Source organism: Plantactinospora sp. CNZ321 (assembly GCF_004217235.1).
Map to the genome: position 1 here is coordinate 1,554,409 of NZ_SHKQ01000001.1, position 24,310 is coordinate 1,578,718.

At 72.6% G+C, this 24,310-nt stretch carries 23 protein-coding genes; 9 read left to right on the forward strand and 14 right to left on the reverse strand.

The window, feature by feature from the left end; translation table 11 throughout:
* Positions 1–95 precede the first annotated feature (95 nt).
* The 7 genes from EV371_RS06820 to EV371_RS06850 form a co-directional block, all read right to left on the reverse strand.
* On the reverse strand, positions 96–491 hold the full coding sequence (locus EV371_RS06820) for a zf-TFIIB domain-containing protein (RefSeq protein WP_130461289.1): 396 nt from the start codon (positions 489–491) through the stop codon (positions 96–98).
* A gap of 19 nt (positions 492–510) precedes the next feature.
* Complete coding sequence (locus EV371_RS06825; RefSeq protein ID WP_130461290.1) at positions 511–1,146, reverse strand: phosphoribosyltransferase family protein; 636 nt, start codon at positions 1,144–1,146, stop codon at positions 511–513.
* Between the two features lie 360 nt (positions 1,147–1,506).
* Positions 1,507–1,875 carry a fluoride efflux transporter FluC gene (locus EV371_RS06830; protein ID WP_349337720.1) on the reverse strand — a complete coding sequence of 123 codons (369 nt, stop codon included), beginning with the start codon at positions 1,873–1,875 and terminating at the stop codon, positions 1,507–1,509.
* Positions 1,869–2,078 carry a hypothetical protein gene (locus EV371_RS34175; protein WP_130461291.1) on the reverse strand — a complete coding sequence of 70 codons (210 nt, stop codon included), beginning with the start codon at positions 2,076–2,078 and terminating at the stop codon, positions 1,869–1,871. The genes EV371_RS06830 and EV371_RS34175 overlap by 7 nt, the downstream gene beginning before the upstream one ends.
* Positions 2,057–2,530 (reverse strand): fluoride efflux transporter CrcB, encoded by a 474-nt coding sequence (gene crcB / locus EV371_RS06840; protein WP_130461292.1) that lies wholly within the window; start codon positions 2,528–2,530, stop codon positions 2,057–2,059. Before crcB ends, EV371_RS34175 begins: the two co-directional genes overlap by 22 nt.
* Positions 2,527–3,948: a glycosyltransferase 87 family protein gene (locus EV371_RS06845; protein WP_130465715.1), complete on the reverse strand. Its 1,422-nt coding sequence runs from the start codon at positions 3,946–3,948 to the stop codon at positions 2,527–2,529. Before EV371_RS06845 ends, crcB begins: the two co-directional genes overlap by 4 nt.
* Positions 3,949–4,060: 112 nt before the next feature.
* A complete protein-coding gene (locus EV371_RS06850) occupies positions 4,061–6,583 on the reverse strand; it encodes a bifunctional diguanylate cyclase/phosphodiesterase (RefSeq protein ID WP_130461293.1) in 2,523 nt (840 codons plus the stop codon).
* Between the two features lie 900 nt (positions 6,584–7,483).
* On the opposite strand from EV371_RS06850, the gene EV371_RS06855 reads away from it, so the two are divergent.
* The 6 genes from EV371_RS06855 (at position 7,484) to EV371_RS06880 (ending at position 11,156) form a co-directional block, all read left to right on the forward strand.
* On the forward strand, positions 7,484–7,960 hold the full coding sequence (locus EV371_RS06855; RefSeq protein WP_130461294.1) for a hypothetical protein: 477 nt from the start codon (positions 7,484–7,486) through the stop codon (positions 7,958–7,960).
* Positions 7,957–8,259, forward strand: coding sequence for a winged helix-turn-helix domain-containing protein (locus EV371_RS06860; RefSeq protein ID WP_349337723.1), 303 nt, complete (start codon positions 7,957–7,959; stop codon positions 8,257–8,259). Before EV371_RS06855 ends, EV371_RS06860 begins: the two co-directional genes overlap by 4 nt.
* 93 nt (positions 8,260–8,352) lie before the next feature.
* Positions 8,353–8,844 carry a cyclic pyranopterin monophosphate synthase MoaC gene (gene moaC / locus EV371_RS06865; RefSeq protein WP_130461295.1) on the forward strand — a complete coding sequence of 164 codons (492 nt, stop codon included), beginning with the start codon at positions 8,353–8,355 and terminating at the stop codon, positions 8,842–8,844.
* Positions 8,841–9,323 (forward strand): molybdenum cofactor synthesis domain-containing protein, encoded by a 483-nt coding sequence (locus EV371_RS06870; protein ID WP_130461296.1) that lies wholly within the window; start codon positions 8,841–8,843, stop codon positions 9,321–9,323. The genes moaC and EV371_RS06870 overlap by 4 nt, the downstream gene beginning before the upstream one ends.
* Before the next feature lie 95 nt (positions 9,324–9,418).
* Entirely contained in the window at positions 9,419–10,687 is a 1,269-nt protein-coding gene (locus EV371_RS06875; RefSeq protein WP_130461297.1) for a molybdopterin molybdotransferase MoeA, read from the forward strand.
* Position 10,688: 1 nt separating this feature from the next.
* Positions 10,689–11,156 (forward strand): molybdopterin synthase catalytic subunit, encoded by a 468-nt coding sequence (locus EV371_RS06880; protein WP_130461298.1) that lies wholly within the window; start codon positions 10,689–10,691, stop codon positions 11,154–11,156.
* Between the two features lie 13 nt (positions 11,157–11,169).
* Here the strand turns inward: EV371_RS06880 and EV371_RS06885 are convergent, their stop codons facing one another.
* Both EV371_RS06885 and EV371_RS06890 read right to left on the reverse strand, forming a co-directional pair.
* Positions 11,170–12,627 (reverse strand): glycosyltransferase 87 family protein, encoded by a 1,458-nt coding sequence (locus tag EV371_RS06885; protein ID WP_130461299.1) that lies wholly within the window; start codon positions 12,625–12,627, stop codon positions 11,170–11,172.
* A gap of 342 nt (positions 12,628–12,969) precedes the next feature.
* Positions 12,970–13,515, reverse strand: a complete 546-nt coding sequence (locus EV371_RS06890; protein WP_130461300.1) for a DoxX family membrane protein — start codon at positions 13,513–13,515, stop codon at positions 12,970–12,972.
* 82 nt (positions 13,516–13,597) lie between these two features.
* Here EV371_RS06890 and EV371_RS06895 point away from each other — a divergent pair, with 82 nt between their 5' ends.
* On the forward strand, positions 13,598–14,137 hold the full coding sequence (locus EV371_RS06895; protein WP_130461301.1) for a GNAT family N-acetyltransferase: 540 nt from the start codon (positions 13,598–13,600) through the stop codon (positions 14,135–14,137).
* A 176-nt stretch (positions 14,138–14,313) separates the two neighbouring features.
* On the opposite strand, the gene EV371_RS06900 is transcribed toward EV371_RS06895, so the two are convergent.
* The 3 genes from EV371_RS06900 to EV371_RS06910 form a co-directional block, all read right to left on the reverse strand.
* A complete protein-coding gene (locus EV371_RS06900; protein WP_130461302.1) occupies positions 14,314–15,576 on the reverse strand; it encodes an AAA family ATPase in 1,263 nt (420 codons plus the stop codon).
* Positions 15,577–15,803: 227 nt separating this feature from the next.
* A complete protein-coding gene (locus EV371_RS34180; RefSeq protein ID WP_486484520.1) occupies positions 15,804–16,703 on the reverse strand; it encodes an LppU/SCO3897 family protein in 900 nt (299 codons plus the stop codon).
* A 148-nt stretch (positions 16,704–16,851) separates the two neighbouring features.
* Positions 16,852–17,766 (reverse strand): LppU/SCO3897 family protein, encoded by a 915-nt coding sequence (locus EV371_RS06910; protein ID WP_130461303.1) that lies wholly within the window; start codon positions 17,764–17,766, stop codon positions 16,852–16,854.
* Positions 17,767–17,826: 60 nt separating this feature from the next.
* Between EV371_RS06910 and EV371_RS33320 the strand changes: the two genes are divergently transcribed.
* Positions 17,827–18,003 carry a hypothetical protein gene (locus tag EV371_RS33320; protein WP_165436620.1) on the forward strand — a complete coding sequence of 59 codons (177 nt, stop codon included), beginning with the start codon at positions 17,827–17,829 and terminating at the stop codon, positions 18,001–18,003.
* Positions 18,000–18,746 (forward strand): prepilin peptidase, encoded by a 747-nt coding sequence (locus EV371_RS06915; RefSeq protein ID WP_165436621.1) that lies wholly within the window; start codon positions 18,000–18,002, stop codon positions 18,744–18,746. The genes EV371_RS33320 and EV371_RS06915 overlap by 4 nt, the downstream gene beginning before the upstream one ends.
* A 42-nt stretch (positions 18,747–18,788) precedes the next feature.
* Here the strand turns inward: EV371_RS06915 and EV371_RS06920 are convergent, their stop codons facing one another.
* Complete coding sequence (locus EV371_RS06920; RefSeq protein WP_207230431.1) at positions 18,789–22,052, reverse strand: UvrD-helicase domain-containing protein; 3,264 nt, start codon at positions 22,050–22,052, stop codon at positions 18,789–18,791.
* A gap of 115 nt (positions 22,053–22,167) precedes the next feature.
* Positions 22,168–24,309, reverse strand: a complete 2,142-nt coding sequence (locus EV371_RS06925) for a peptidase M16 family protein (RefSeq protein ID WP_130461306.1) — start codon at positions 24,307–24,309, stop codon at positions 22,168–22,170.
* Between the last annotated feature and the right edge of the window lies 1 nt (position 24,310).

Below are 24,310 nucleotides of genomic sequence, written 5' to 3' on the forward strand. Positions count from 1 at the left end.
CCCGACCAGCCGGCCGAGCCGGTGAGCCGCCCAGCGGCTGCGGCCCATACCCGCCCAGCGGCTGGGGCCCGAAACCGCCCTGCCGGCGGGGCCGGTCAGTCGAAGAAGTCGTTCAGGAAGCCCTTCCGCTTCTTGTGCCGGTAGTGCCCGTGATAGCCGTAGTGCGGCTGTCCGTACGCCGGGGCCGGTGCCGGCGGGTACCCGTGGCCGGGCGGCGGCGGTGGCGGCGGCGGTACGTGGCTCGGGCCTCCGTAGGCGGGCTGGTGCGGGGCCGGCGGCGGAGGCGGCGGGTATCCGCCCCCCGGGGCGGGTGCCTGCTGCGGCGTCGGCGAGTGCTGCTGACTCCAGTTCGCCTCGGCCTCGAACAGCTTCTCCAACTCGCCCCGGTCGAGGAAGATGCCACGGCATTCGGTGCACTGGTCAACCGTGACGCCGCTGCGCTCGTACTGGCGCATGTCGCCACGACACTTGGGACAGGTCATCTGCATCACCCGACGGTACCCGGTCGAATCACCTACTTCCCGTCAGCGCGGCCACCACTTCCGAGTCCGGTACCTCGTGGAAGTCGTCGTAGTAGCGGCTGACGGCGCTGAAGTCGGCCGGGCGCTCCGGGCAGACCACCTCGTCGGCGGCGCGAAGCAGTATCTCGTACGCCTGCGGCGCGCCGACCGGGACGGCGAGCACCACCCGTCGGGCCCCGAGTTGCCGGGCCACCCCCACGGCCGCCCGCGCGGTGGCGCCGGTGGCCAACCCGTCGTCGACGATCACCGCGGTCCGGCCGTCCAGCCGCAGCGGCGGCCGGTCCCTGCGGTAGAGCCGCTCCCGCCGTTCCAACTCGGCGGTCTCGGCCCGGACCACCGCGTCCACCTCCTCCGGGGCCAGCCGGTCGGCGATCTCCGCGTTGAGTACCCGCAGGCCGCCCGGTCCGACGGCCCCGAAGGCCACCTCGGGCGCCTCCGGCAGGCCCAGTTTCCGGACCACCAGTACGTCCAGCGGAACACCGAGTCGATCCGCCACCGCCGCCGCCACAGGCACGCCGCCCCGGACCAGCCCCAGGACGACCACGTCGGGGTCGCCGCCGATCGACCGGAGCAGGTCGGCGAGTGTCGCCCCGGCCTCCGCCCGGTCCCGATAGGTCGCGTTCATCAGGAGCCGCCGGAGAAATCCCTGGCCTTCGCCATGGGGAGGAAGGAGCGGTCAGGTGTGGTGTGGGTTTTCGGCATCGCGTCGACTCCTCTGCGTCGGCGGGGACTGTCGGTCTGTGTCGGCTGTATGCGGCAGTGTCCTGCTGTGCCTGCTGTGCCTGCTGTGTTGGCGCAAGTGTCGGAGACGGCCCGGCTTCCCACCACGGGAAGCGTCAAGCCTCAGGTTTACGCCCCGTTGGCCGACCCTGCTCGGCAGACACCCAGAAAAGCCGTCGGGAGAGCGCGTGGCCCGCCTTCGGGCAGTTCCCGGCTCGGCGCCGAAGCCGCGTTGCCGGCCCCACCCGTCGAAGCCGGTGGCGGGTCACCGCAGGTTGCCGAGCTGCCAGCCGAGGGCGGCGGCGCCGAGTCCGACGGTGAGGGTCCCCAGCACGTTCAGTATCGCGCGGCCCCGTCCCCCGGGCCCGGCCCCGAGCAGGTGCACGGTCTCGTAGCCAAAGGTCGAGTACGTGGTCAGGGCACCACAGAACCCGGTGCCGAGCAGCGCGCCGACCCAGCCCGGCAGGGCGCCGCCCGCCCCGGCGACCAGGCCAAGCACCAGCGAGCCGGCGACGTTGACCGTGAACGTGGCCCATGGCGCGGGCCGCGAGCCGCGCTCGACCAGCCAGTTGACCGCGAACCGGCAGACCGCCCCGAGGGCACCGCCGAGCAGTACCACCGCCCAGCTCAGCATCGCGGTCCCGCCCGCCCGGTCACGATGCCCGGCCCGGTCGCGACGGCCTGCCCGGTCGCGACGGCCTGCCCGGTCGCGACGGCCTGCCCGGTCGCGACGGCCTGCCCGGTCACGATGCCCGGCCCGGTCACGATGCCCGGCCCGGTCACGATGCCCGGCCCGGTCGTGACGGCCTGCCCGGTCACGATGGCCTGCCCGGCCACGACCGCACCCGGTCCGCCGCCCAGATGCCGAGGCGGACCGCGGCCAGCGCTCCGGCGAGCGTGCCGAGCAGGTAGCCGACGGCGACCCCGGGACGGCCGGCGGCGAGAAGCCCCCGGCTCTCCACCGCGTACGTCGAGAAGGTGGTGAAGCCGCCCAGGATTCCGGTACCGAGGAACGGCCGGACCAGCCGGTGCGGGGTGGCGGCCGTGGTGACCAGTCGCATCAGCAGGCCGATCAGGGCACACCCGGAGAGGTTGGTGACCAGGGTCGCCCAGGGTACGCCGGTCGCGGCGTGCGGCCAGAGCACCGCCAGCCCGTACCGGCCGGCCGAGCCGAGCGCCCCGCCGAGGGCGACCACGGCGACGACGTCCCAGCCGGGCCGGTACGGCGACGCCGCAGGCCGGTCGGGTTCGTCCGGCTCGTGGGGCTCGTTGGGGTGGGACGGGTTCACGGGTTGGCCGTCGGCACCGGTGTGCGGCCGGAGTCCGGGCTGGCCTGCGGGGTGCGGGCGAGTCTGAGCGCGGGGACCCAGCCGAGCAGGGCGACCGGATAGAGCAGGTACCCGAACCGGGTCGACGGCATCAGCAGGCTCGCGGCGAGCAGCCCGTACCCGCAGAAGAGCGCGGCCGAGGCGGCCGTGCGGGGCGGGCGGCGCAGCAGCAGGACGGCGATCAGCAGTCCGGCCGCGACCAGCAGCGCGGCGGCGACCACCCGGCCGGCCGGCAGCGCCTGCGCGATCAGGTACCCGGGGAACGGCGACGCGGCGGGGCTGCTGACCAGGCCGTGGCCGAGCGGAAAGCGCAGCACGTTCTCGACCAGCGCGGCCGAGTCGACGAGCTGGGCCGGGACGAGCGCGACGACTGGCAGGCCGACCGCCCCGACGGCCAGCCGCAGCCCGGTCCGCGGGCCGCCCCGGACGACGGCGTGCACCAGCAGGACCAGCGCGACCGGCCAGGCGAAGAGTTTCAGGGCCGCGGCCAGCCCGACCGCGAGCCCGGCGCCGAGGTAGCGCTCCCGGGCGGCGTAGGCGAGGGCGAGCAGGCAGAGGGCGAGGACCGGCAGGTCGTCACCGCCGGTCGCCAGGGTCAGCGCGCAGACCGGCAGTACCGTCCCGAGCTGCACCGCCCGGACCAGCGCGGCGTCCCGGGCACCGGCCCGCTCCGCCGGCAGCGTGGCGGGTTCGCCGGCGATCGTGCCCGCCGGCGGTGGGACGGACCCCGGCGATGATGACCGGGTACGGTCGGCGATCGTCGCCGCCGGGCGGCGGAGCAGCAGCACGGCCAGGCCGAGCGCGACGGCGGTGGCGAGGGCGAACCAGATCCGGGCGTCCGTCCACCACGCGGTGCCGGCGACGGCGCGGGGCAGTCCGAAGAGCGCCATCCCCGGCTGGTACGGGGTGTAGCCGAGAAGTTGCTCGCCGCCTGGCAGTGCGGCGATGGCGTCCCGGGTCAGGTACGGCGTTCCGTGGTCGAGCAGCCGGGTGCCGGAGTTCTCGACCACCACCACCTCCTCCTGGGCCCGGTCCAGCCGGCCGCCGACCCGTTCGACCGCCTGCCAGACCAGCGGCAGCAGTGCGGTGGCGGCCCAGACGGCGACGGTCAGCCCGCCCCGGGCGGCGGTGCCGGCCAGCCTGGACTCGGGCCGGTGGCGCCGGACCAGGAGCTGACCGAGTACCGCCAGCGTGCCGAGCAGGTAGCCGGCGGCGGCGATGCTGCCCCAGGCCCGGTGCGGCAGCAGGGTGGAGGTGGCCGCGGTGATTGCGGCGAAGCCGGTGGAGAGGAGGTAGAGCACCAGGTCGGCGGCGAGACCACCGGCGGCCCGGTCGGCCCGGCGCCAGTAGCCGCGGCCATCATCCGCTGAGATGTCCAGTTCGTCCGTGGCACTCACGCGGGCAAGTGTGGCAGACGTCCGGTGGCACCCGTGGCGGTGACGCCGGCACCCGTGGCGGTGACGCCGGTGGCTGCGGCAGGCGCTGGGCCAGCTAGGCCCCCAGGTGCGGCAGGCGTTCAGGGCGGCGCGGGCCGGGGCGGCGGCCGGGGGAGAGTCGGACCACGGCGCCTTCGTCGTGCAGTGCCGGGGCGAGCGTGCCGGGGCGACCGCCCGCCCCCTGGTGCAGGGCGGCGAGCAGCCGGGGCGCCGGCATCGGTCGGGCGAAGAGATGGCCCTGCCCGGCGGCGCAACCCAGCTCCCAGAGCGCGCGACGCTGCGGTTCGCTCTCCACACCCTCGGCCACCACGGTCAGGTCGAGGCTGCGGCCGAGGTCGACGGTGGACCGGATCACCGCGGCGGCTTCCGCCGAGGTTTCCATCGCGGTCACGAAGCCCCGGTCGATCTTCAATTCGTGTACGGGAATCCGGGACAGCACCGACAGCGACGAGTAGCCGGTGCCGAAGTCGTCCAGGGCGAGCCGGATGCCCGCGTCCCGGAGCTGCCCGAGCACCTGGTCGACCACCTCGAGCTGGCTGAGTGTCAGCGTCTCGGTCAGCTCCAGCACCAGCCGGTCGGGCGGCAGGTCGTGCGCCCGCAACCGGGCCAGTACGGCGCCGGGGAACCGGGCGTCCAGCAGGCTGCGTGGTGAGACGTTGACCGCCACCGGCAGGTCGAAGCCGGCCTCCCGCCAGGAGTTGACGGCGATCAGCGACTGGTCGAGTACGGCCTCGGCGAACGCCGGCAGCAGCCCGGACCGTTCCACCGTCTCCAGGAACCGGAGGGGGTCGATGGTGCCCCGGGCCGGATGCCGCCACCGGGCCAGCGCCTCGGCGGCCACCACCTCGCCGCTGCCGAGGTCGACGATCGGCTGGAAGTTGACGGTGAACTCGTGGTCGGCCACGGCCCGGGGCAGGTCGCCGCCGAGCGAGAGCCGGCCGAGGTCGGCGGTGTCCCGGGCCGGTGCGTACGTGGCGATCCGCCGTCCGGACCGCTTGGCCTGGTACATCGCCACGTCTGCGCGGCGCAGCAGTTCGGTCATCCCGCCGCTGCTCGGTGCGACCGCGATGCCGCCGCTGGCCTCGACACTGATCCGCATCCCGTCCAGCTCGATCGGCTCGTGCAGCGCGCTGAGCAGTGCCTCGGCCCGGTGCGCGGCGACCGCCGGCGCCGGCAGGCCGTGGAAGAGCACCGCGAACTCGTCGCCGCCGAGCCGGGCGACCAGGTCCTCGCCCTGGACAGCGCCGCGCAGCCGCTCGGCCACCTGGATCAGCACCCGGTCACCGGCGGCGTGCCCGAGGGTGTCGTTGACCTCCTTGAAGTGGTTGAGATCGATCAGCAGCAGCGCGACGACCCCCTCGGCACGGCGCTGGCCGAGCCGCTCGGCACCCCGGTCGAGCAGGTGGCGCCGGTTGGCCAGGCCGGTCAGCGCGTCGTGCGCGGCGGCGTGCGCGTGCTCCTCGGCCACCCGGTTCAACTCGGCGTACGCGGTGGCGTTGCGGACCGCCGTGCAGAGCGCCGAGGCGAAGGTACGCAGGGTGTACTGCTCCCGCTCGGAGAGTTTGACCGGCCCCCGGAAACGCAACCGCAGCATCCCGATGTCGCTGCCGTCGTACCCCTTCATCTCGATCGGGATGACCGACCCGTTGATAGTGGAGGGAGCCGCAGTGAGCCCGTCGTACGTGACGGCCTCGCTGTTGCCCCGCACGGTGCGTCCGTTGGCCTGCAACCCCACCTCGACCTCGTCGGCGGAGAAGAGGACGGCGGCTTGGGCGACAGCCGTGTGCAGCACAGCGTTGATGTCCACCACGTTGAGCGCGTCCGTGGTGTGCGCCAGGTCCTGCCAGGCCTGCCGCTCGGCCCGGGCACGCACCCGAGTCGAGTACGCCAGGTGCAGGCTGAGCGCCAGCGGCGGCACGGCGATCAGCAGCCGGGTCTCGATCGTCAGGAGAACCAGCGTCGAGACGGCGACGACGAATCGCATCAGGAAGCCGATGAGTCTGAGGTCCCAGTTGGCGCTGAACTGTTTGCGGATCTTCGTCCGGCTCGCAAGCGCGATAACCGGAATGGCGATGGCTTCGTCGAGAACGACCAAGATGGCGAACGCCGCCGCGAGTGGTAGGACCATGCGCTGTACTTCACCGGGTGGCCAGACCCATCCGAGGACCGTCAAGGTGCTGCCGGCGGCGGTCGCCATCAGCGTGTTCTTGCTGATCGTGAAGACTGCCTTGATCAACGGCAGGTGCAGGAGACGGACCACGACGGCGAGGCCGATCCCGGTGCACAGCACCATCCATGAGGTAGGTGCCACAGCGATACCGATGACGATGGCGGTCTCGTTCCAGGTGATGGCTTGGGTGGCCGAGCGGATCCGGATGGGAGCCTTCACGGTGGCGCTGATCACGACCGTGAAGACCAGCGTTGCCACCGTCGCGAGATCAGCGACCGACCGGGGCGGGTCGGCGATGACATCCACGATGGCGAGGGCTGTGGCGGTGCCTGCGCAAACAGCGACGAGACCGATGAGCGGCAGGAGCCGCTGATCAGTCTCGTTGTCGCGTCGCTGCACCTGACTCACATCGGTTCCTGACGTCACCGAGACGAACTGCTTGGTAACCGTAGCAACCGAACGCTGTCAGTGTGTTGGTCGAATCTCTCTCAGTACCACTCGCTGCCGCGCATCGTCGCCACTCCCTTCGCCGTACGGGACCTACGTAACGCCCGGAATTCGGGGATTGCCCCTTATCGGGTGCCGCGTCCGATCGATGAGCGAAGCTTAGGACGAGTAACAGCTGGTTAGCGACAATAAATGTCGGTATAATCAGTATTAGCCAACTAGCTCAGCATTCGCTACGCTCTGTCCGTATCTGGAGACTGAGAGCGCTAGGTCAGGTGCGTACCAACGTTAGGAAGCGGGGCTGCCAGGCTTCCCTTCGGATGCCCGCTCCCGAGGGGTCTGGGGGAAGGCCTGATTCGCTGACCGCAAAGATACGATCACGCAGCGCCGCCAGTTGGCGGTGTCGTTGATTGGTGCGACCGCACTTATGTGATTGGCGTCGAGTCTCGGCGAACCAAGCAGCAGTCTCCATCGGCTGACCTGGTAGAACTCGCTTCGTGTCCATCTGCTGACCCTGGGTTTCCCCTCATGATGGCGCATCTACCATCCTTGATGTTCGCCTCATCGGGGGCGAGTTGCTCCGTCTCGCGCACAATGGCCAAAATGACGCTGATGAATGTGGCCGTGTGTGGGTCGATAGACTGCATGGGGTCACGCACAACTCGTCGCTTTTGGGCGTTCTGGGGCAGTAGATGATTGAAGTCCGGCTGCTTGGACCGTTCCAGGTCGTGACCGACCGGAAGTCCTGCCACTCGGCGCGCCGAAGCAGCGGCCCGTACGGCCTTGTTCTGATGGTCCGCGAAGCGTACCGTCGTTCTAGCTTTCCATATGGAAAGTATTATCCGTAGGGGGAGTTGGTCGATGGTTGGCATGGACCCGGAGCGGGCTGCACGAGAACTTGCCAAGGCTGACCAGCAGCTACGTCGAGGCGCGGCGCTAGTGCTGCTCCCGCGCTGGTGGCAGCCGGCAGGCGGCTTGTTTTTCGTGCTGCTGTGGGCGAGGTGGGATGTCCCGGAGCCAGCTCGGCGTTGGTATGCGCTGCTACTTCTCGTAGTTATCGCCGGACTCGTGGTGGGCATGGTGCGACTGCGGCGGAACGCGCGCGCCCGACCGCTGCGGATGAAGAGCGGCTGGCGTACATGGGTGTTGATCTGGATCGTCGCGATCACGTCCTGCGGCGTCGTACTCGGCAGCGGCCTGACGCTACGGAGTCTTGCGGTTCCGCTGCCCATCACGGTGAGCAGCATCGTGGTGGTTAGCGCACTCATGCTGATGAAGTGGAGTGGTCAACGCTGGGGAGGTAGCTATCTTCAACGGGTCAGCCGGGGCCAGTGGTGAGCGGCGATCCGATCAGGCCCGATCCGGTCATCAGCACCACGACCCGGCTGTCGTTGATGGCTGTGCTCGCCGGGGTGCAGGCAGTCGAGTTCGGCGCGGTCCGCGACGCCACCGGCTTGAGTGACTCGGTGGTCTCGAAGCAGGCGGCCGCGCTCGAAGCCGTTGGCTATCTGACGATTCGCAAGGGACATGTGGGACGCAGGCCCCGCACCTGGCTCTCGCTCACCCCTGCTGGACGGACGGCACTACGCAGGCACATCGCGGCGCTGCGTCGGATCGTGGACCTCGCGGGCGGTTGAGCTGTATCGAGGCATCGAAGCCCGGGCCGACGTCGCGGCGGTCACCGCCCGCCACAGGCGTGCTGCGACGACCTGGCCGGTAGGCTCGCGGACGTGACCGAGTCCGCGCACCTCACCCACGTCGACGCCAGCGGATCGGCCCGGATGGTCGACGTCTCCGCCAAACCGGTCTCGGTGCGCCGGGCCGTCGCCGCCGGCCGGCTGCGTACCACCGCCGAGGTGGTCGAGTTGCTGCGCCGGGACGGGTTGCCCAAGGGCGATGCCCTGGCCGTCGGTCGGCTCGCCGGCATCATGGGCGCGAAACGCACCCCGGACCTGATCCCGCTCTGCCACCCGATCGCCCTGCACGGGGTGACCGTCGACCTGGAGCCCGGCGTCGACACGGTCGAGATCATCGCGACGGTCCGGACCGCCGACCGGACCGGCGTCGAGATGGAGGCGCTGACCGCGGTGGCCACCGCCGGGCTGGCGCTGGTCGACATGGTCAAGGCCGTCGACCCGGCGGCCTCGATCGAGGGGGTACGGGTGCTGCGCAAGGAGGGCGGCAAGACCGGCGACTGGATCCGACCGGCGGACCGGCCGTGATCCGGGCGAGGGTGGTGGTCGCCTCCAACCGCGCGGCGACCGGCGTCTACGCCGACACCAGCGGCCCGCTGCTGGTCGAGGGCCTGACGAAGCTCGGCTGCCTGGTCGACGAGCCGGTGGTGGTGCGCGACGGCGATCCGGTCGGCGTCGAGTTGCGCCGCGCGGCGGCCGAGGGCGTCGACGTGGTGCTGACCAGCGGCGGCACCGGCATCAACCCGACCGACCGGACCCCCGAGGTCACCCGGGCACTGCTCGACTACGAGATCCCGGGCATCGCCGAGGCGATCCGGGCGCACAGCCGGGACAGGGTGCCGACGGCCGCGCTCTCCCGTGGCCTGGCCGGGGTACTCGGCCGGATGCTGGTGGTGAACCTGCCCGGCTCCACCGGTGGCGCCCGGGACGGGCTTGCCGTACTCGGGCCGATCCTGGAGCACGCCGTCGACCAGCTCCGGGGCGGCGACCACCCGCGTACCGACTGAACTCGTCGGCGGGCGGTCGCACCGCGAGGATAGGCTCGGACGGTGAACGTGAGAAGCACGCGGCAGGGGGCCCTACCCGGAGCGGGTGGGGCGGCGTGAGCACCGAGGCGGCCGTCGCCGCCGACCCGTCGGCCAATCCGCCGACCCTGGACTGGGCCGAGGCACGGTCCCGGGTGTACGACGCCGGCCGCGCCGCCGCACCGGAACCGGTCGGGTTGCCGGTCGCCGAGGCCGACGGCCAGACCCTGGCCGAGCCGCTGACCACCCTCACCGACCTGCCCGCCTTTCCGACGTCGAGCGTGGACGGTTGGGCCGTACGCGGTACCGGGCCGTGGCGGGTCGTCGGCCGGGTGCTCGCCGGCAGTGCGCCGGCACCGCTGGTCGAGGAGGGCACCGCCGTCGAGATCGCCACCGGTGCGATGCTGCCGGACGGTGCGGCCGGAGTGCTCCGGGTCGAGGAGTCGACCCGTACCGCCGGCGGGTTGGTCGCCGGCGCGCTGCGGCCGGCGCCGGAGTGGCGGTCCCCCGGCGAGGAGGCGCATGCCGGTGAGGAGCTGCTGCCGGCCGGTACCCCGGTCGACCCCGGTGTGATCGGGCTGGCGGCCTCGTGCGGCTACGACACCCTCCGGGTCCGGCGGGCGCCCCGGGCCGCTCTGATCATCTTCGGTGACGAGCTGCTCACCGTCGGCCGTCCCGGTGCGGGCCGGGTACGCGACTCGCTCGGCCCGGCCGTCCCCGCCTGGCTGCGCCGGTACGGCTGCACCGTCACCTCCGCCGACGTGGTCGGTCCGGTGGCCGACACCCTGGAGGCGCACGTCGAGGCGCTCCGCCAGCGGCTCGCCACCGCCGACCTGGTCTGCACCACCGGCGGCACCATGCACGGGCCGGTCGATCACCTGCACCCGGCCCTACGCGACCTGGGTGCGGAGTACGTCGTCAACACCGTGGCCGTACGCCCGGGCTTCCCGATGCTGCTCGCCCGGGTGACCGGGCCGGACGGTCGGGCCCGGTTCGTCGCCGGGCTGCCGGGCAACCCACAGTCGGCGATCGTCGCGGTCGTCTCGCTGGTCGCCCCGCTGCTGGCCGGGCTCTGCGGCCGCGCGATGCCGGAGCTGCCCCGGGTGACGCTGGCCGAGCCGGTGGCCGGGCGGGGTGACTACACCCATCTGGCGCTGGTCCGGGTGGACCCCGCCGACAACACCGCCACCCCGGTCCGGCACGTCGGTTCGGCGATGCTGCGCGGGCTCGCCGGGGCGGCCGGATTTGCCGTGATCGCCCCGGGCGCCAAGGGTGAACCGGGTGATCGGGTGCCGGTCGTCCCCCTGCCGCTGCTGCCCGGAGAGCGCCCCCAGCAAGGAGTGTGAGATGAGCGTACGGAGCGAGCCGGCCGTCGACACCGGAGCTGTGCCGTCGACCGGCCGGTCGCATGCCGCCGTCGGCACCGCCCCGCTGGACGTCGCCTTCCACGAGTCCGTGGTCGCCGACGCGTCCGCCGGTGCGGTGGTCTCCTTCCAGGGAGTGGTACGCGACCACGACCACGGCCGCTCGGTGCTCCGGCTCGAATACGAGGGCCACCCGAGCGCGGCGGACGTGCTGCGGGAGGTGGCCGCCGAGATCGCGGCCGATCCGGACGTACACGCGGTGGCGGTCTCGCACCGGCTCGGCCCGCTGGAGATCGGCGACGTCGCCCTGGTGGCGGCGGTGAGCACCGCGCACCGGGCGGCGGCGTTCGCGGCCTGCGCGCGACTGGTCGACGAGGTCAAGGCCCGGCTGCCGGTGTGGAAGCGGCAGCTCTTCGCCGACGGCACCGAGGAGTGGGTGAACTGCCCCTGACCGGCGTCCGGAGCTATCGCTGGCTGGCGAACCGGCGGTCGAACCGGCGGTCGAACCGGGCGTGCTCGGCGTAGAACGCCGGCTCCGCGCCGGGCCGCCACGGCAGCGCGGCGACCAGCAGGATGATCGCCAGGGCGAGCGAGTTCTCCATCAGGGCGCCGAAGAAGCCGTCCTGATAGTGCGACACCTCCGGCAGTTGGTGCTCGTACGGCCAGATCGGTGAGATCAGGAAGAGCAGGTAGAGCCCGAGCGCGGCCGCACCGTGCCGCAGGCCGGTCAGGGTGGGGAACCAGATCGGTGTGCGCAGCCCGGTCATCGTGGTCGGGCCGTTGGCGGCGTTCGGCAGTGCAGGACGCGGCCAGGGGCCCCGGCTGGCGGCCCGGCGTCGGCTCGCGGCGTCGGCGAGGATCAGGATCGCCGGGATGACCCAGACCAGGTGGTGCGACCAGGAGATCGGGCTGATCACGTTGGTGGTGAGCCCGACCAGGGTGAACGCGGTCAGTTCGTCGCCGTCGGCGTGCGAGTGCGAGGCGCGGGACAGCCCGAGCGCCAGCAGCAGCATCGCGAACGCGAGCCAGAGCAGGGTCGGGGTCTCGATCGAGTCGTAGAGCCGGGCGAGCACCCCGGCCAGCGACTGGTTCGGCGTCATGTCCGCCGCGCCGACCCGCTCGGTCTGCCAGAGCACCGACGTGAAGTAGGCGGTCGACTCGCGGCCGGCGATCGCGAAGGTGCCGACGGTGACGGCGACCGCGGTGCCGACCGCGGTCATCGCGGCCCGCCACTGCCGGGTGATCAGCAGGTAGACGATGAAGAGCGCCGGAGTGAGCTTGATCGAGGTGGCCAGGCCGATCCCGATCCCCGCCCAGGCGCCGCTGAAGAAGAGTCGGCGCAGCGGTCCGTCACCGGCGGTGATCCGGCTGCCACGCCGGGCCCGCCAGCGCAGCGCCACCAGGTCGGCCATGACCAGCCCGAAGAGCAGCAGGTTGACCTGGCCGTAGCCGAGCGTCTCCCGGGCCGGTTCGATGGCGACCGCCATCGGCACGGCGAGGCCCAGAGTGAACCAGAGCGACCAGCCGAGCCGGTCGGTGATCGGCTTGAGTAGCGCGGCGAGCACGACCGCCAGGGTCGCGACACTGGCGATGATGTTGATCCACCCGGCGAGGCCGAGCGGAATGCTCGCCATCGGCAGCATGACCAGGCCGGCGAAGGGCGGGTAGGTGAAGCCGAGGGTGGTCCTGGGTGCGATGAAGTCGTAGAGCTCGTGTCCGCCCGCCCACCAGACCACCGCGCCGTGGTAGATCTTCATGTCGAAGAAGTTGTACGGCCGTCCGAACGTGGCGATGGCGAGCCACGCGGCGTAGCAGACGACGGCGACGACGCCGATTCGTACGACTGCTCGACGGTCGATTCCACGAGCAAAGCGGCGGACTGAGGCGAGGCGGCCTAGCCGTCTTTCGACGGTCGCCGGCATGGCGTGGCCACCCCCGTACCGATGTCGGTCTTCCGCCCAGGTCCTCCAGGGAGCCTAGAACGGTGGGTCACTGGAATGCCTCCCGCGTTATGCGACCGTGTCCGATCCCACACTGGTTCGCGACATTTCCACCGCGTTAACGCAGGGAGTGCGGTTCAGGTGTTTCACAGCCGCTCAGTCAGGTGAAACTAGCATATGTCCGGCATGGACCATGCGCCGATCGGCGATCCCGACCCCCGGCGCCCCGGGAACATCGGCAGCCCGGGAAACCATCCGGCAACCCCGGAACCGGCCCTCGCCACCAGGCCTGCGGCGGTCAGCCCGGCCCCGGACGTGCGGCGATCAGCCCGGCAGCCGCCGGCCAGCCGCTGCGGAGCGTACGGCGATTCGCGCGTCACGGCGGGCGCCGCGTACCACCCGGCGTACCCGTCGACGACCGCTGCCCACCGCGTGGCTGGCCCGCCAGCCCAGCCCGGGCCGGCCCTCGGTGTCCGCCGCCGCCAGCAGCAGCCCGCCCATCAGTCCGAGATTCTTCATGAAGTGGATCTGGTGGGTCTGCCGCTGCGCCGGGTCGTCATGTTCCCAGAACGGATGGCCGGCGAGGGTGGTCGGCACCAGCGTACCGGCCAGCAGTGCGGCGGCCGGCCGGGTGAAGTGTCCGGTGGCCAGCATCAGCCCACCGAGGAGCTGGGCGACACCGTTCGCCCGGACCAGACTGACCGGGTCGGTCGGCATTCCCTCGTGGATGCCCTGCAACAGCGGGGCGACCTTGCCCGTCACCCGCTTCGCCCGGTCCACGTGCAGTTCGGGATTGGCCACGGCGCGGGCGCCGCTGACCACGAAGATCGTGCTCAACAGGGTACGAGCCACCGTGCGTACGGGTTTCATGCCCAAGTCTTACCCGATCGCACCGTTCTTCACCCCTCGAAGTGGGAGACTGGACGGCGCGGTCGCGGTACCGTCGCGAACTGTGACGATTGTGCGGCTTCGCGCAGAGGGCCCAGCCGACGCCCTGGCGATCCGTCAACTGCTCGCCGAGGCGTTCGCCGGCCCGGACGTCCGGCTGCCCCCGGAGGCGCGGCTCGTCGAGGCGTTGCGGGGCAGCGGCGCCTGGCTGCCCGAGCTGTCCATGGTGGCCGAAGTCGACGGTGAGCTGGTCGGTTACGCCCTGCTGAGCCGGGTCGAGGTGTGGCCGGGCGCCGTGCCGGCGCTGGCGCTCGGCCCGGTGGCGGTGCGGCCGGCCCGGCAGCGCCGAGGGTACGGCCAGGATGTCGTCCGGGCCGCGCTCGACGCCGCCGCCGAGCTCGACGAGCGCCTGGTCGTGGTGCTCGGTACCCCCGCCTACTACCGCCGGTTCGGGTTCTCCCCGGCCGCCCGGTTCGGCCTGACCAGCCCCTGGTCGGGCCTTGGTGATCCGTGGCAGGCGCTGGTGCTGCCGTCAGTGGACGGCTCCGACGACCCGGTGCCGAGTGGCGAGGTGACCTTTCCGCCACCCTGGTCCCAGGTGTGAGTCTCCGCCCGGTCGGCGAAGGTGGTGGTCGGTCGCGGGTGCCGCCGGTTCGCGGGGGGCTGGTCGCGGGGGTGGTGGCTGGTCGCGGCGGCGCCGGCCGCCCCGCTGCCCCGGGTGTCGACCGGCAGGTCCGCCGGGGTGGCGGCGGTCGCGGGACGCGCCGGGCGGCGCGCCGGTCAGGCCGGCTGGGTGCGCAGGTACCGGCCGAAGTGCGGGACCGTGAAGGCCACCGTGCCGCGCTCACCCGAGTAGATCAGCCCCTTCTTGATCAGTGCGTCCCGGGCCGGCGAGAGGCTGGCTGGCTTGCGTCCCAGCGAGCGGGCGATCTCGGCGGTGGAGACGGCGGCGTCCATGTCGTCCCGGTGACCGCCGCCGGTGCCGTCGTCACCATCCGGCGCCGCCACCAGCGAGAGCGCGGCCATTGCCCGCATGTACTCCCGCTCCGCCGGGGTCGCCCGCTCGAAGCGGGAACCGAAGAACCCGACCGCCAGCTCGGCCTCGGCCTCGGGCGCCGCGACCCGTACGTCGGCGGCGGTCACCGGTGACCGGGGTGCGGAGTCCCAGGTGGCCTTCCCGTACGCCTGGACGAAGTACGGATAGCCGCCGGACTTCTCGTAGAGCAGGTCGAGGGCCTTCGGCTCGTACTCGACCTGCTCTCGGGCGGCGGGTGCGCAGAGTGCCTGGTCGGCGGCGATCCGGTCCAGCCGGTCGATGCGCTGGTAGCGGAAGAGCCGTTCCGAGTAGGACTTGGCGGCGGAGAGTACGGCCGGTAGGTGCGGCAGCCCGGCACCGACCACGATCAGCGGCCCGCCGAGCTGGGACAACTCGTGACACGCCGCGCAGAGCCCGGAGACGTCCTCCGGGCCGAGGTCCTGCATCTCGTCGAGGAAGACCGCGACCCCGGTGCCCACGTCGGCGGCGACCTCGGCCGCGTCGGTGAAGAGTTCGACCAGGTCGATCTCGATGTCGCCGGAGTCGGCCCGGCCGCTCGCCGCCGGTACGTCGATGCCGGGTTGCCAACGGTCCCGCAGCCGGGTCGCCCCGGCTCCCCGCCCCGCTGCGGCCGGAGCCGAGCGCAGCGCGAACGCCTTGAGTACGCCGAGGAAGTCGTCGATCCGGTCGGGTGCCCGATGCCGGGGCGCCAGCTCCCGGATCGCCATGTGCAGGGCGGCGGCCACCGGACGCCGGATCGACTGGTCCGGGCGGGCCTCGATCTTCCCGGTTCCCCACAGTCGGTTGATGGCCTGGGAGCGGAGCGTGTTGAGCAGCACGGTCTTGCCGACTCCGCGTAGGCCGGTGAGGACCAGGCTGCGCTCGGGGCGGCCCCGGGCGATCCGCTCCAGCACGATGTCGAAGACCTCGAGCTCGCGCCCCCGCCCGGCGAGTTCGGGCGGGCGCTGGCCGGCGCCCGGCGCGTACGGGTTGCGGACCGGATCCACGTATCGCACGCTATCGGGTCATCTAGCTGGGACGCTAGACATCCGTAGATCGGTGTACCCGTGTCGCGCCCGGGAATCGGACGTCGCGGCGACGGCCTCGGAGCCGGAGGACCCGGACCCGAAGGCCGGCGCGGCCGGACGGTACGGGCGTCGAGCGGAAACTAGGGCTGTCTAGCGTGGACGCTAGACAGCCCTAGTTTTGCTTACCGAATCGGATCGGGTGCTGCTCAGCGTCGCTTCAGGCAGAGCACGAAGTCGCCCAGGTCCAGCGAATCGTCCCAGACGTAGTTCGCGTCCGACTCCGGCGAGCCGAAGATCGGGTCGTCCTTGCACTGCTTCGGGTCGGTGGTGAACGGGATCCGGGACAGCACCTCGTAGGTGTCCGGTCCACACGGCACCTTGCGGAGCTTCGGCTCGTCGTCGGTACCGTCGTTGACCAGGCAGTCGCCCACCGCGTACCGGTAGGACGAATTTGACGGGGTGCTGGCGGGACGGCTCGGAGTCGACCCCGAACTGCTCGGAGCGGGAGCCCCGGTGCCCGGGCCCGAATCCTCGCCGGACTGATTGACCAGCCACCAGGTGCCGCCGCCGAGACAGGCACAGAGCAGCACCAACACGATGCCACCGACGATGAGGGCGATCTTCAGCCCGCCACCGGACTTCGGCCCGGCGCCGGGCGGACCGCCCGGCACACCCGGCGCACCGGGAGCGCCGCCGTACGGCGCCCCGGGCGGACCGGGCTGCGGCTGGGCGGCCGCCCCTGGGTACCCGGACGGGTACGCCCCACCGATGGTCGGCGGCTGCCCCCAGGCCGGGCTCGGGGCATCGCTCGGCTGCCCGTGCCCGGTGCCGACCGGCTGCGGGTTGCCGGGAGACGGGTGGCCAGTCGATGGGTAGCCGGGCGACGGGTAGCCCGGAGACGGTGGTTGCGGCGGATAGCCGGGCGATGGGTAGCCGGGCGATGGTGGTTGCGGCGGATAGCCGGCGTCCGGAGCCGGCGGATAGCCAGGGCCGGGCGACGAGGGCCCCGCTGGTGGCGGCGGGCCGCCACCGGCTGGCGGGTCCGACGAGGGATACGGGTTGGGATCGTCGGGCTGCCCACCGGCGGGTGTTCCGTAAATCGACATGCTTCTCCTGGATAGGGCGCACGCCCCGACCGTGTCACGGAAACCGGGGTGGCAGGCGCGGGGGTCGGGGTGGGCGCAGGGATACGCGGCAGGTCGCTCGGACCCCCGCTCGTCGCGTCGGCGTGCCGGATGCCGGCACACCGGGAAACTATCGTTTCCGAAGGCAGAGCACGAAGTCCAGTTCGTCCAGCTCGCTGTTGAAGAAGTAGAAGTTCGTGTAGTTCTGCACCTGGGAGCATTTGGTCTTGGCGTCCGAGGCGCCGGTGGTGACGCCGTTGTAGCGGGCGAGCACCTCGTAGGTCTGTGGCGCGCACTTCGTGATCGCCAGCTTCGGCGCAGCCTCCGTACCCTCGTTCCGGACGCACTGTCCGGCCTTGACGAACCGCGCGTCCGTGGAGGGCGGATCCGGTGCCGCCGGCGCGGTCGTGGGTGCCGGCTGCTCGACCGGATAGCTGGCCTGGTCGGCCGGCTCCTCGGTCTGCTCGTTGGCCGGTGGCAGGGCGTCCGACGGCGTGTCGTCGCGGCCGAGCAGGTAGACGCCGATCGCCGCACCGCCGAGAACCAGCACCGCCAGCCCGACCAGGACGGCGGCGAACGCCCGGCTGCCGCCACCCCTCGGCATCGGGTCGGCTGTCGAGGTGGACCACGACGGGTCCGGGACCGGCGTCGCCCACACCGGATCGGCGTCGGACGTGGTCCACCCGCCCGGCGCCGGAGCGTACGGCGCGGATCCGCCGGAGTGGTGCGGCGACGGAGCGTACCCGACGTCGTGTCGCTGGGTCGGTGGATAGTCGGCGCCGGGCGTCCCCGAACCCGGGGGCGTGCCCGGACCAGCCGGCTCCGGATATCCGGCCGGATATCCGGGATGGCTGACCGGGGAACCGAAACCGCCCGGTGGCGCGGACGGCTGTCCACCACCCCAGTGCCCCGGACCGCTCGCGTGGTCCTGATCGCCCCAGGGGTCGACCGGCTGGCCGTACTCGTCGGTGGTCTGCCGGTCCGGGTCGTTCCACGATTGCGCCGGACCGGGGTACGGTCCGCCGGGCGGTCCGTAGTTGGCCATCGACTGTCCTCCTGGTACGGATCGGTGAGAGGCTCGCCACCCGCCTGGGACGAGCCTGCTGTGGTCACCGTAGCGTGGCCCCCCAATGAGCCCACCTCCCGGAAGTGCGCCAACCTCGCCGCGAAGCGTGTCAACCTCGCGGCGAAGCGGGCCGACCTCGTGGCCCGGCGCCGGCTCGGCCGACGGGTGCCCTGCCCGCGCCTCGACCCGGTGGCGGGGCGGGGCGTGACCCCGTGACGGGGCGGGTCGTGACACCGGGCGTGGTGGCGGCGGCCGGACTTCTCGGCATCCTGCTCGGACCGCTGCTGCGCCGGCAGATCTTCCGGTACGTCCTACCCGGGGGACGGAGCTGTCCGCACTGCGCGGCGTTGCTCGGCGTGCCGACCCGGTGGAACCCGCTGGGCGTGCCGTCGCCGACCGGGCGTTGTCCGCGCTGCCGGGAAGCCGTCGGTCCGCGCACCGGTCTGGTCGAGGTCGTCGCCGCGGCCGTCTTCGCCGCGCTCGCCGCCCGGACCGACGGCGTACTCCCGCTGCTGGCGTACGCCTGGATCGCCGGCTTCGGCATCGTGCTCGGCTTCGTCGACGTCGCGGTACGGCGGCTTCCCGACCGGCTGACCCTGCCGGCGGCGGCCGGTCTCGCCGGACTGCTCGGCGCCGCCGCGCTCACCTCCGGCCAGGTCGGCCGGTACGCGGTGGCGGCGGCCTCTGCGCTGGCGCTGGCCGGTGCGTACCTCGGGCTGGTCCTGCTCTCGCCCGGCGGGCTGGGGCCGGGGGACGTCAAGCTCGCGATCGGGCTCGGGCTCGCCACCGGCTGGTACGGCTGGAGCAGCACACTCTACGGCGCGCTCGCCGGCCTGCTGCTGGCCAGCGGGTACGCCGCCGTGCTGCTCCGGCTGCGCCGGATCGGCCGCCGCGACCACCTGCCACACGGCCCGGCGATGCTCACCGGCGCGCTCGGCGCGGTACTCCTCGCCGCCTGAACCAGGAGCCGCATGGCGCGAGCGGCGGTGACGGGCGACGGCTCAGAGCAGCCGCAGTTGGCGGTCCCTCGGGCGGCGGGGTGCGCTGTCGCCGAGCCGTTCGAAGAGCCCGGCGTCGATCGCGTCGAGGAACGGCGACGGTACGCAGTCCCACTCCTTACCGTGCCGCAGTCGCCGGGCCACGTGGCTCAGGTAGAGCCGGTCCTGCGCCCTGGTCAACCCGACGAAGAAGAGCCGCCGCTCCTCCGCCACCTCCTCCTCCGACGGAGTGGAGCCCGGGAAGCGCAGCGGCAGCAGCCCGTCCTCGCACCCGGGCAGGAAGACCACCGGGAACTCCAGCCCCTTGGCGGCGTGCAGGGTGAGCAGGGTGACCGCCTCGGCGCGCGGGTCGAGCGCGTCCACCTCGGCGCCGGTGCCCAGCTGGGCCAGGAACAGCTCCAGGTCGTCGCCGCAGCGCCGGGCCAACGGGATGAGCAGGTCGGCGGCGGTCCAGATGTCGTCCGGGCCGATCCCGCCGGTGGCGTCCAGGGTGGGGGTGGCGTGCCGCTCGGCGAGTACCTGCCCGGCCAGGCGTACCCGGGCGGCGACGGAGCCGCCGAGGCCGTCGGCATGCCGCAGCTCACGGGCGATCACCGAGACGCCGGGTCGGTCCCGCAGCCGGTTGTGCGAGCGCTTCTGCACCGGGATGTTGGCCCGGGCCAGCGCGTCCAGGATCGGTGCCGCCTGGGCGTCGGTCCGGTACAGCACCGCGATGTCGGAGAACGACACGTTCGAGGTGCGCCCGTCGATCCGGCCCGAGTCGAGGGAGCGGTGCGACAGCCCGCCGACGAGTTCGTCGACGGTGCGTACCACGAAATCGGCCTCGTCCGCGACGGAGGCCGCCGGATAGCGGCCGACCAGCGGTGCCTCCGGGTCGAGCCGGGCCGGGTCCAGCCGGCGCCCCCGGACCAGGGCGGACGGCGCGATCGCCTGCACGGCGGCGGCCAGGATCGGCGCCGACGAGCGGTAGTTGCGGGTCAGCCGCACCAGCCGGGCGTCCACGAAGTCCTGCGAGAACCGCAGGAAGTACGTCACGTCGGCGCCCCGGAACGCGTAGATCGCCTGGTCCGGGTCGCCGATCGCGCAGAGGTTGCCGTCGGCCGGGCTGAGCAGCCGGAGCAGTTCGTACTGCGTGGCGTCGACGTCCTGGTACTCGTCGACGAAGATCCACCGCCACCGGTCCCGGTACCGCCGCACCAGTTCCGGATTCTCCCGCAGCAGCGTCACCGGCAGGCCGACCAGCTCGTCCAGGTCGACCAGGTCCTGGCCGCGCAGCAGTTTCAGGTACGTCGCGTCGTCGTCGCCGGCCTCGGCCCGGGCGGTCGCCCGCTCGGTGTCGTCGGCGATCCGGAAGTCGTCCGGCAGCCCGGCGGCCCGGGCGTTCTCCCGCAGGATGGTCAGGCCGAGCGAGTGGAAGGTGCCGACCGTGACGTCCTCGGCGACCGGCCCGAGCAGCCCGTCGAGCCGGTGCCGCAGCTCCTCGGCGGCCCGCCGGGTGAAGGTGATCGCCAGGCAGTGCTCCGGATAGACGTGCAGCTCGGCGCAGAGGTACGCGATCCGGTGGGTGAGAGTGCGGGTCTTTCCGGTGCCGGGGCCGGCGACGATCAACAGCGGCCCGCCCGGTGCGGAGGCGGCGACCCGCTGCATCGCGTCGAGCCGGTCCAGCAGCCCGGTGCCGACCTCCTCCATGCCGGCGAGCATCGGCTCGAACGGCTCGTGCGGCGACGGCGACGGGGCCAGCGGTGGCGCGGGTTCGGCCGGTGGGGCGGCGGCCCGGACCCGGCGGCGCGGTTCCGGCGGGTCGGCCGGCGCCGGAGACGCCGATCGGCCGGTCCGGGCCGGCGGCTTCGGCTCCGTGGGCGGTCGCTGCCGGGGCACGGGTACGTCGAAGAGCGCGTCCGCGAAGAGCGTCTCCGTCTGCCCGGCCCCGCCCCGGCCGCCGCCGGAGCCTGCGGAGAGTTCACCGGGTTCGAAGAGGGTGATGACGCCGTACTCGCCGTCGTAGCCGGGAATCCGGCGTACCTGGCCGCGCCGGAGTCGGGTGATCGCCTCGGCGAGGAGTTCGCCGCCGACCCGGCGGATCTCGTCCACCGGCGTGACGGTGAGGATGTCCAGCTCGGCACCGAGGCCGGCGACCAGGTTGTTGAGCTGCCCCTCCACCGTCTTCGACTTCGGGCCGACACCGTTGATCTCGCCGAGGATCTCGGCGAGCTGGATCAGATGGGTGACCTGCGGTCCGGCCGCCGGCCGGTACCCATCCGGCCGGTCGGCCAGGTCCTCGACCCGGCTCAGTACGCCGACCGTGAGCGGCTTGCCGCACTCCGGGCAGCGCCCGCCCGCCGCTCTGGTCCGTTCCGGCTCCCAGTTGATCCCGCAGAGCCGGTGCCCGTCCGCGTGGTACTTCCCCTCCTCCGGGAAGAACTCGATGGTCCCCCGCAGCCCGTTCCCGGTACGCAGCGCATCCCGCACCGCGTGGTAGTCGAGGTCGGTGGCGAAGACGGTGGCCTCCCGGGCCAGGGCCGGCGGGGAGTGCGCGTCCGAGTTGGAGACCAGCCGGTACCGGTCCAGGCTGGAGACCCGCCAGTTCATCCCGGGATCGGAGGAGAGCCCGGTCTCGACCGCGAAGATGTGCTCGGCGAGGTCGGCGTAGCAGTCCGCGATCGCGTCGAAGCCCGACTTCGAGCCGAGCGCCGAGAACCACGGAGTCCAGATGTGCGCCGGCACCAGGTAGCCGTCCGGGCTGGCCTCCAGGGTGATCTCCAGCAGGTCCCGGGAGTCCAGGCCCAGAATCGGCCGCCCGTCGGAGCCGATGTTGCCGATCCGGCCGAGCGTGGTGTTGAACCGGGCCACCGCGTCCAGGTCGGGCAGGTAGATCAGGTGGTGCACCTTGCGGGTGCGGTCGTCCCGCTTGTAGATGGTGGAGATCTCGACGCTGAGCATGTAGCGCATCGGGCTCGACTCGGCGGCGCTGGCCAGCCGGGGCGGGAGCCGGCGGGCGATATCCCGCTCCGCCTCCGGGCTGAGCCGGTAGAGCCCCGGCTCGGCCGGGTGCAGCGTCTCGCGCAGGTGCTCGTACCAGGCGGGGTGGGTGAAGTCACCGGTGCCGAGCAGGCTGATTCCCTTGCGCCGGGCCCACCAGGCCAGGTTCGGCATGGTCAGGTCACGGCTGCACGCGCGCGAGTATTTCGAGTGGATGTGCAGGTCAGCGACGAAGGGCGTAGCGGCGGAGGGAGAGCCGTCAGCGGGTGCGGCGCGCAACGGAGACACGCCGCATCCTGTCACGGACCCGTACGCGAGCGCGTGTCGCCACGCGCGAGTGTGATTTCTCGCCGATCAGGCGTCCTGAGTGGGCGGTAGAGCCCCGTGGGCGCCGCTGCGGTGCTCAGCTCGGGCAGGGGACCGGCGTGGCCGGGCCGGCGGCCGGACCGCCCGGTGTGGGGCAGGGCCGGCTCAGCGTCGATCGGGGCGGTGTCGCGGGCATCCGCCAGGTGACTCGGTCGCCGGCGAGGTTGGTGTAGCGAAGTGTCGTTTCCCGGGCCGGATCCGGGGGGCCCACCCGGTAGGCGAGCCACGCGGTGCCGCACTGGTGGTGATCCAGGCTCGTCGCGTGTGGGATGGGACGACCGGGCAGACCGATGAAGCCGGTTCCTGCCGCCTCGCCAACCGTCAATCCGAAACGGTCGAAGCCGAAGTAGTTGCGTTGCAGGTGCTCGCCGCCGGCGGGTTCCTGGGTGGAGCCGCCGCACATGCGAACCCGCACCGCGTAGGCGTACGGCGTCTCCGGGTTGAGGTTGACGATCAGTTCCGGCTGGTCGGCGGCCACCATTGTGCCGTTGGGCAGCGAGACGACGGTGCCCGGGTCGACGGTCCGAGACACCCGCGGCGCCGGCTCCGGCCGGTTGGCGCCGGAGGCGACCAGCGCACCCACGAGCACACTCGCGATCACGCCGCCGCAGGTCGCCGTGATGGCCAGGTCGCGGCGCCGCTTGCGTATCGCCCCGGCCACCTGGGCCGCCCAGGCCGGGTTCGGTGGTCGCCGGATCGCCGGCACACCGACCGTGCGCGCGTCGACCATCCGCCGGAGGTGCTGCCCTGCCCGGTAGGCGCCCCAGGTCAACGACACGGAGGAGAGCTGCCGGTCGACCAGGGAGGTGGCCTGGTCGCCCGTGTGGACGAGCAGCACGATCTGGTCGAACGCCACGCTCGACGTGGTGACCACCAGCCTGCGCGGACCGGCCCAGTGCTTCTCGACGACGGTGTCGAGCACGCCGATCCGGGTGGGAGAGCAGACAACCGCCCGCCGAGGCACCACCCGGTCGCGGAACCGGCGCCCGGTCGCCGGCTCGGGGGCCGTGCGCTCCGCCAGCGGGAACGGCGGCTCGCCGACCGCGGCGCCCGGCACCGAGTAGATCAGGCTGTTCCGCAGCCCGCGCAGCGCGTCCCGGACGGCATCGTCAGAAAGGTTCCGGTACTCGTCGGCGACGTGTTGCGGTGTCGGGTGGTCACCGCGGTGCAGGTGCCGCCGCGCGAGCCAACGCAACGCGGCCGGCTCATGTGGTGCGGCGGGCAGCGGTGCGTCGGCGAGCGCCCGGCGGAACCGTTCGACCTCCGCGTCGCTCACGGTGGCCTCGGTCAGGTCCAGCACCGTTTGCAGGGCGGCTTCGCCGGCCGCGACCTCCTTGCCGGTCACCGGGGCGGCGGCGCCGCAGACCAGCACGCGGTCGTCACCGACCGGGTACGTCGAGAGGTTGGCCTCGGTCGCGAGCGGCTCGAACACGACCAGCCGGCGGTGCAGCCGGTCTGCCAGCATGGAGAGCGCCACCTCGACGGCGGGCGTTGCGGGCGGCGCGATGCTGAACAGCTCACCGCTGCGCTGTAGCACGCAGCGCGGCGCCCCGAACGCGTCGACGGGCAACGGCGGCAGAGCCGGCGCCCCTGGTGCCGCCGGCCGATCGTTGCCGGCCAGCGTCGGCACATCGGTGCCGTTCGTCCAGTACACCCGGTTCGCGACGCCGAGCCGGGTGCGCGCGAAGTCGGCAACCGCCGCTCCGTCAAGGGTGCCGACCGCCAGCGGACCGAGCGCGGCGAGCTGCGGCAGGTAGCCGGGCCACCGGGCGACCAGATGTGAAGTCCACGGCGCCAGGGCGGGCAGTGACAGCGACGCCCGCTCCCGCAGCCCGTCGTCGAGCAGGATCTCCGGTGGCGCGGCAAGGAGTCGCTCGACCCGGTGCAGCCCGTCGACCACGGCCGCCGCCGAACCGACCAGCAGCAGCGAGCTGTCTGCCTGCCCGGCGACGAACTCCACCTGATCGAGCGGCTCGTGGCCGGCCCGGTCGACCGCCTCGGCCGGGCGGGTCAGCGTTCCCGTCAGCCACGCCCCGAGCAGCGCGAGGACGCCGAGTTGCTCGGTCGGCTGGTGCGCCAGGCCGACGGCGAACGTGACGCCCACGAAGGTCGGGCCGTCGACACGCGGCGCCAACAGCCATGGCGTGCCACCGTCCCGTTTCCAGGACACATCCACCATC

Excerpts from the sequence above, each read along its gene's own strand:
- EV371_RS06880 (WP_130461298.1), top strand. The coding sequence starts at position 10,689 with ATGAGCGTACGGAGCGAGCCGGCCGTCGACACCGGAGCTGTGCCGTCG.
- EV371_RS06855 (WP_130461294.1), top strand. The coding sequence starts at position 7,484 with ATGGTTGGCATGGACCCGGAGCGGGCTGCACGAGAACTTGCCAAGGCT.
- EV371_RS06925 (WP_130461306.1), bottom strand. The coding sequence starts at position 24,309 with ATGGTGGATGTGTCCTGGAAACGGGACGGTGGCACGCCATGGCTGTTG.
- EV371_RS06885 (WP_130461299.1), bottom strand. The coding sequence starts at position 12,627 with ATGCCGGCGACCGTCGAAAGACGGCTAGGCCGCCTCGCCTCAGTCCGC.
- EV371_RS34180 (WP_486484520.1), bottom strand. The coding sequence starts at position 16,703 with ATGTCGATTTACGGAACACCCGCCGGTGGGCAGCCCGACGATCCCAAC.
- EV371_RS06830 (WP_349337720.1), bottom strand. The coding sequence starts at position 1,875 with ATGCTGAGCTGGGCGGTGGTACTGCTCGGCGGTGCCCTCGGGGCGGTC.
- EV371_RS06890 (WP_130461300.1), bottom strand. The coding sequence starts at position 13,515 with ATGAAACCCGTACGCACGGTGGCTCGTACCCTGTTGAGCACGATCTTC.
- EV371_RS06825 (WP_130461290.1), bottom strand. The coding sequence starts at position 1,146 with ATGAACGCGACCTATCGGGACCGGGCGGAGGCCGGGGCGACACTCGCC.
- EV371_RS06910 (WP_130461303.1), bottom strand. The coding sequence starts at position 17,766 with ATGGCCAACTACGGACCGCCCGGCGGACCGTACCCCGGTCCGGCGCAA.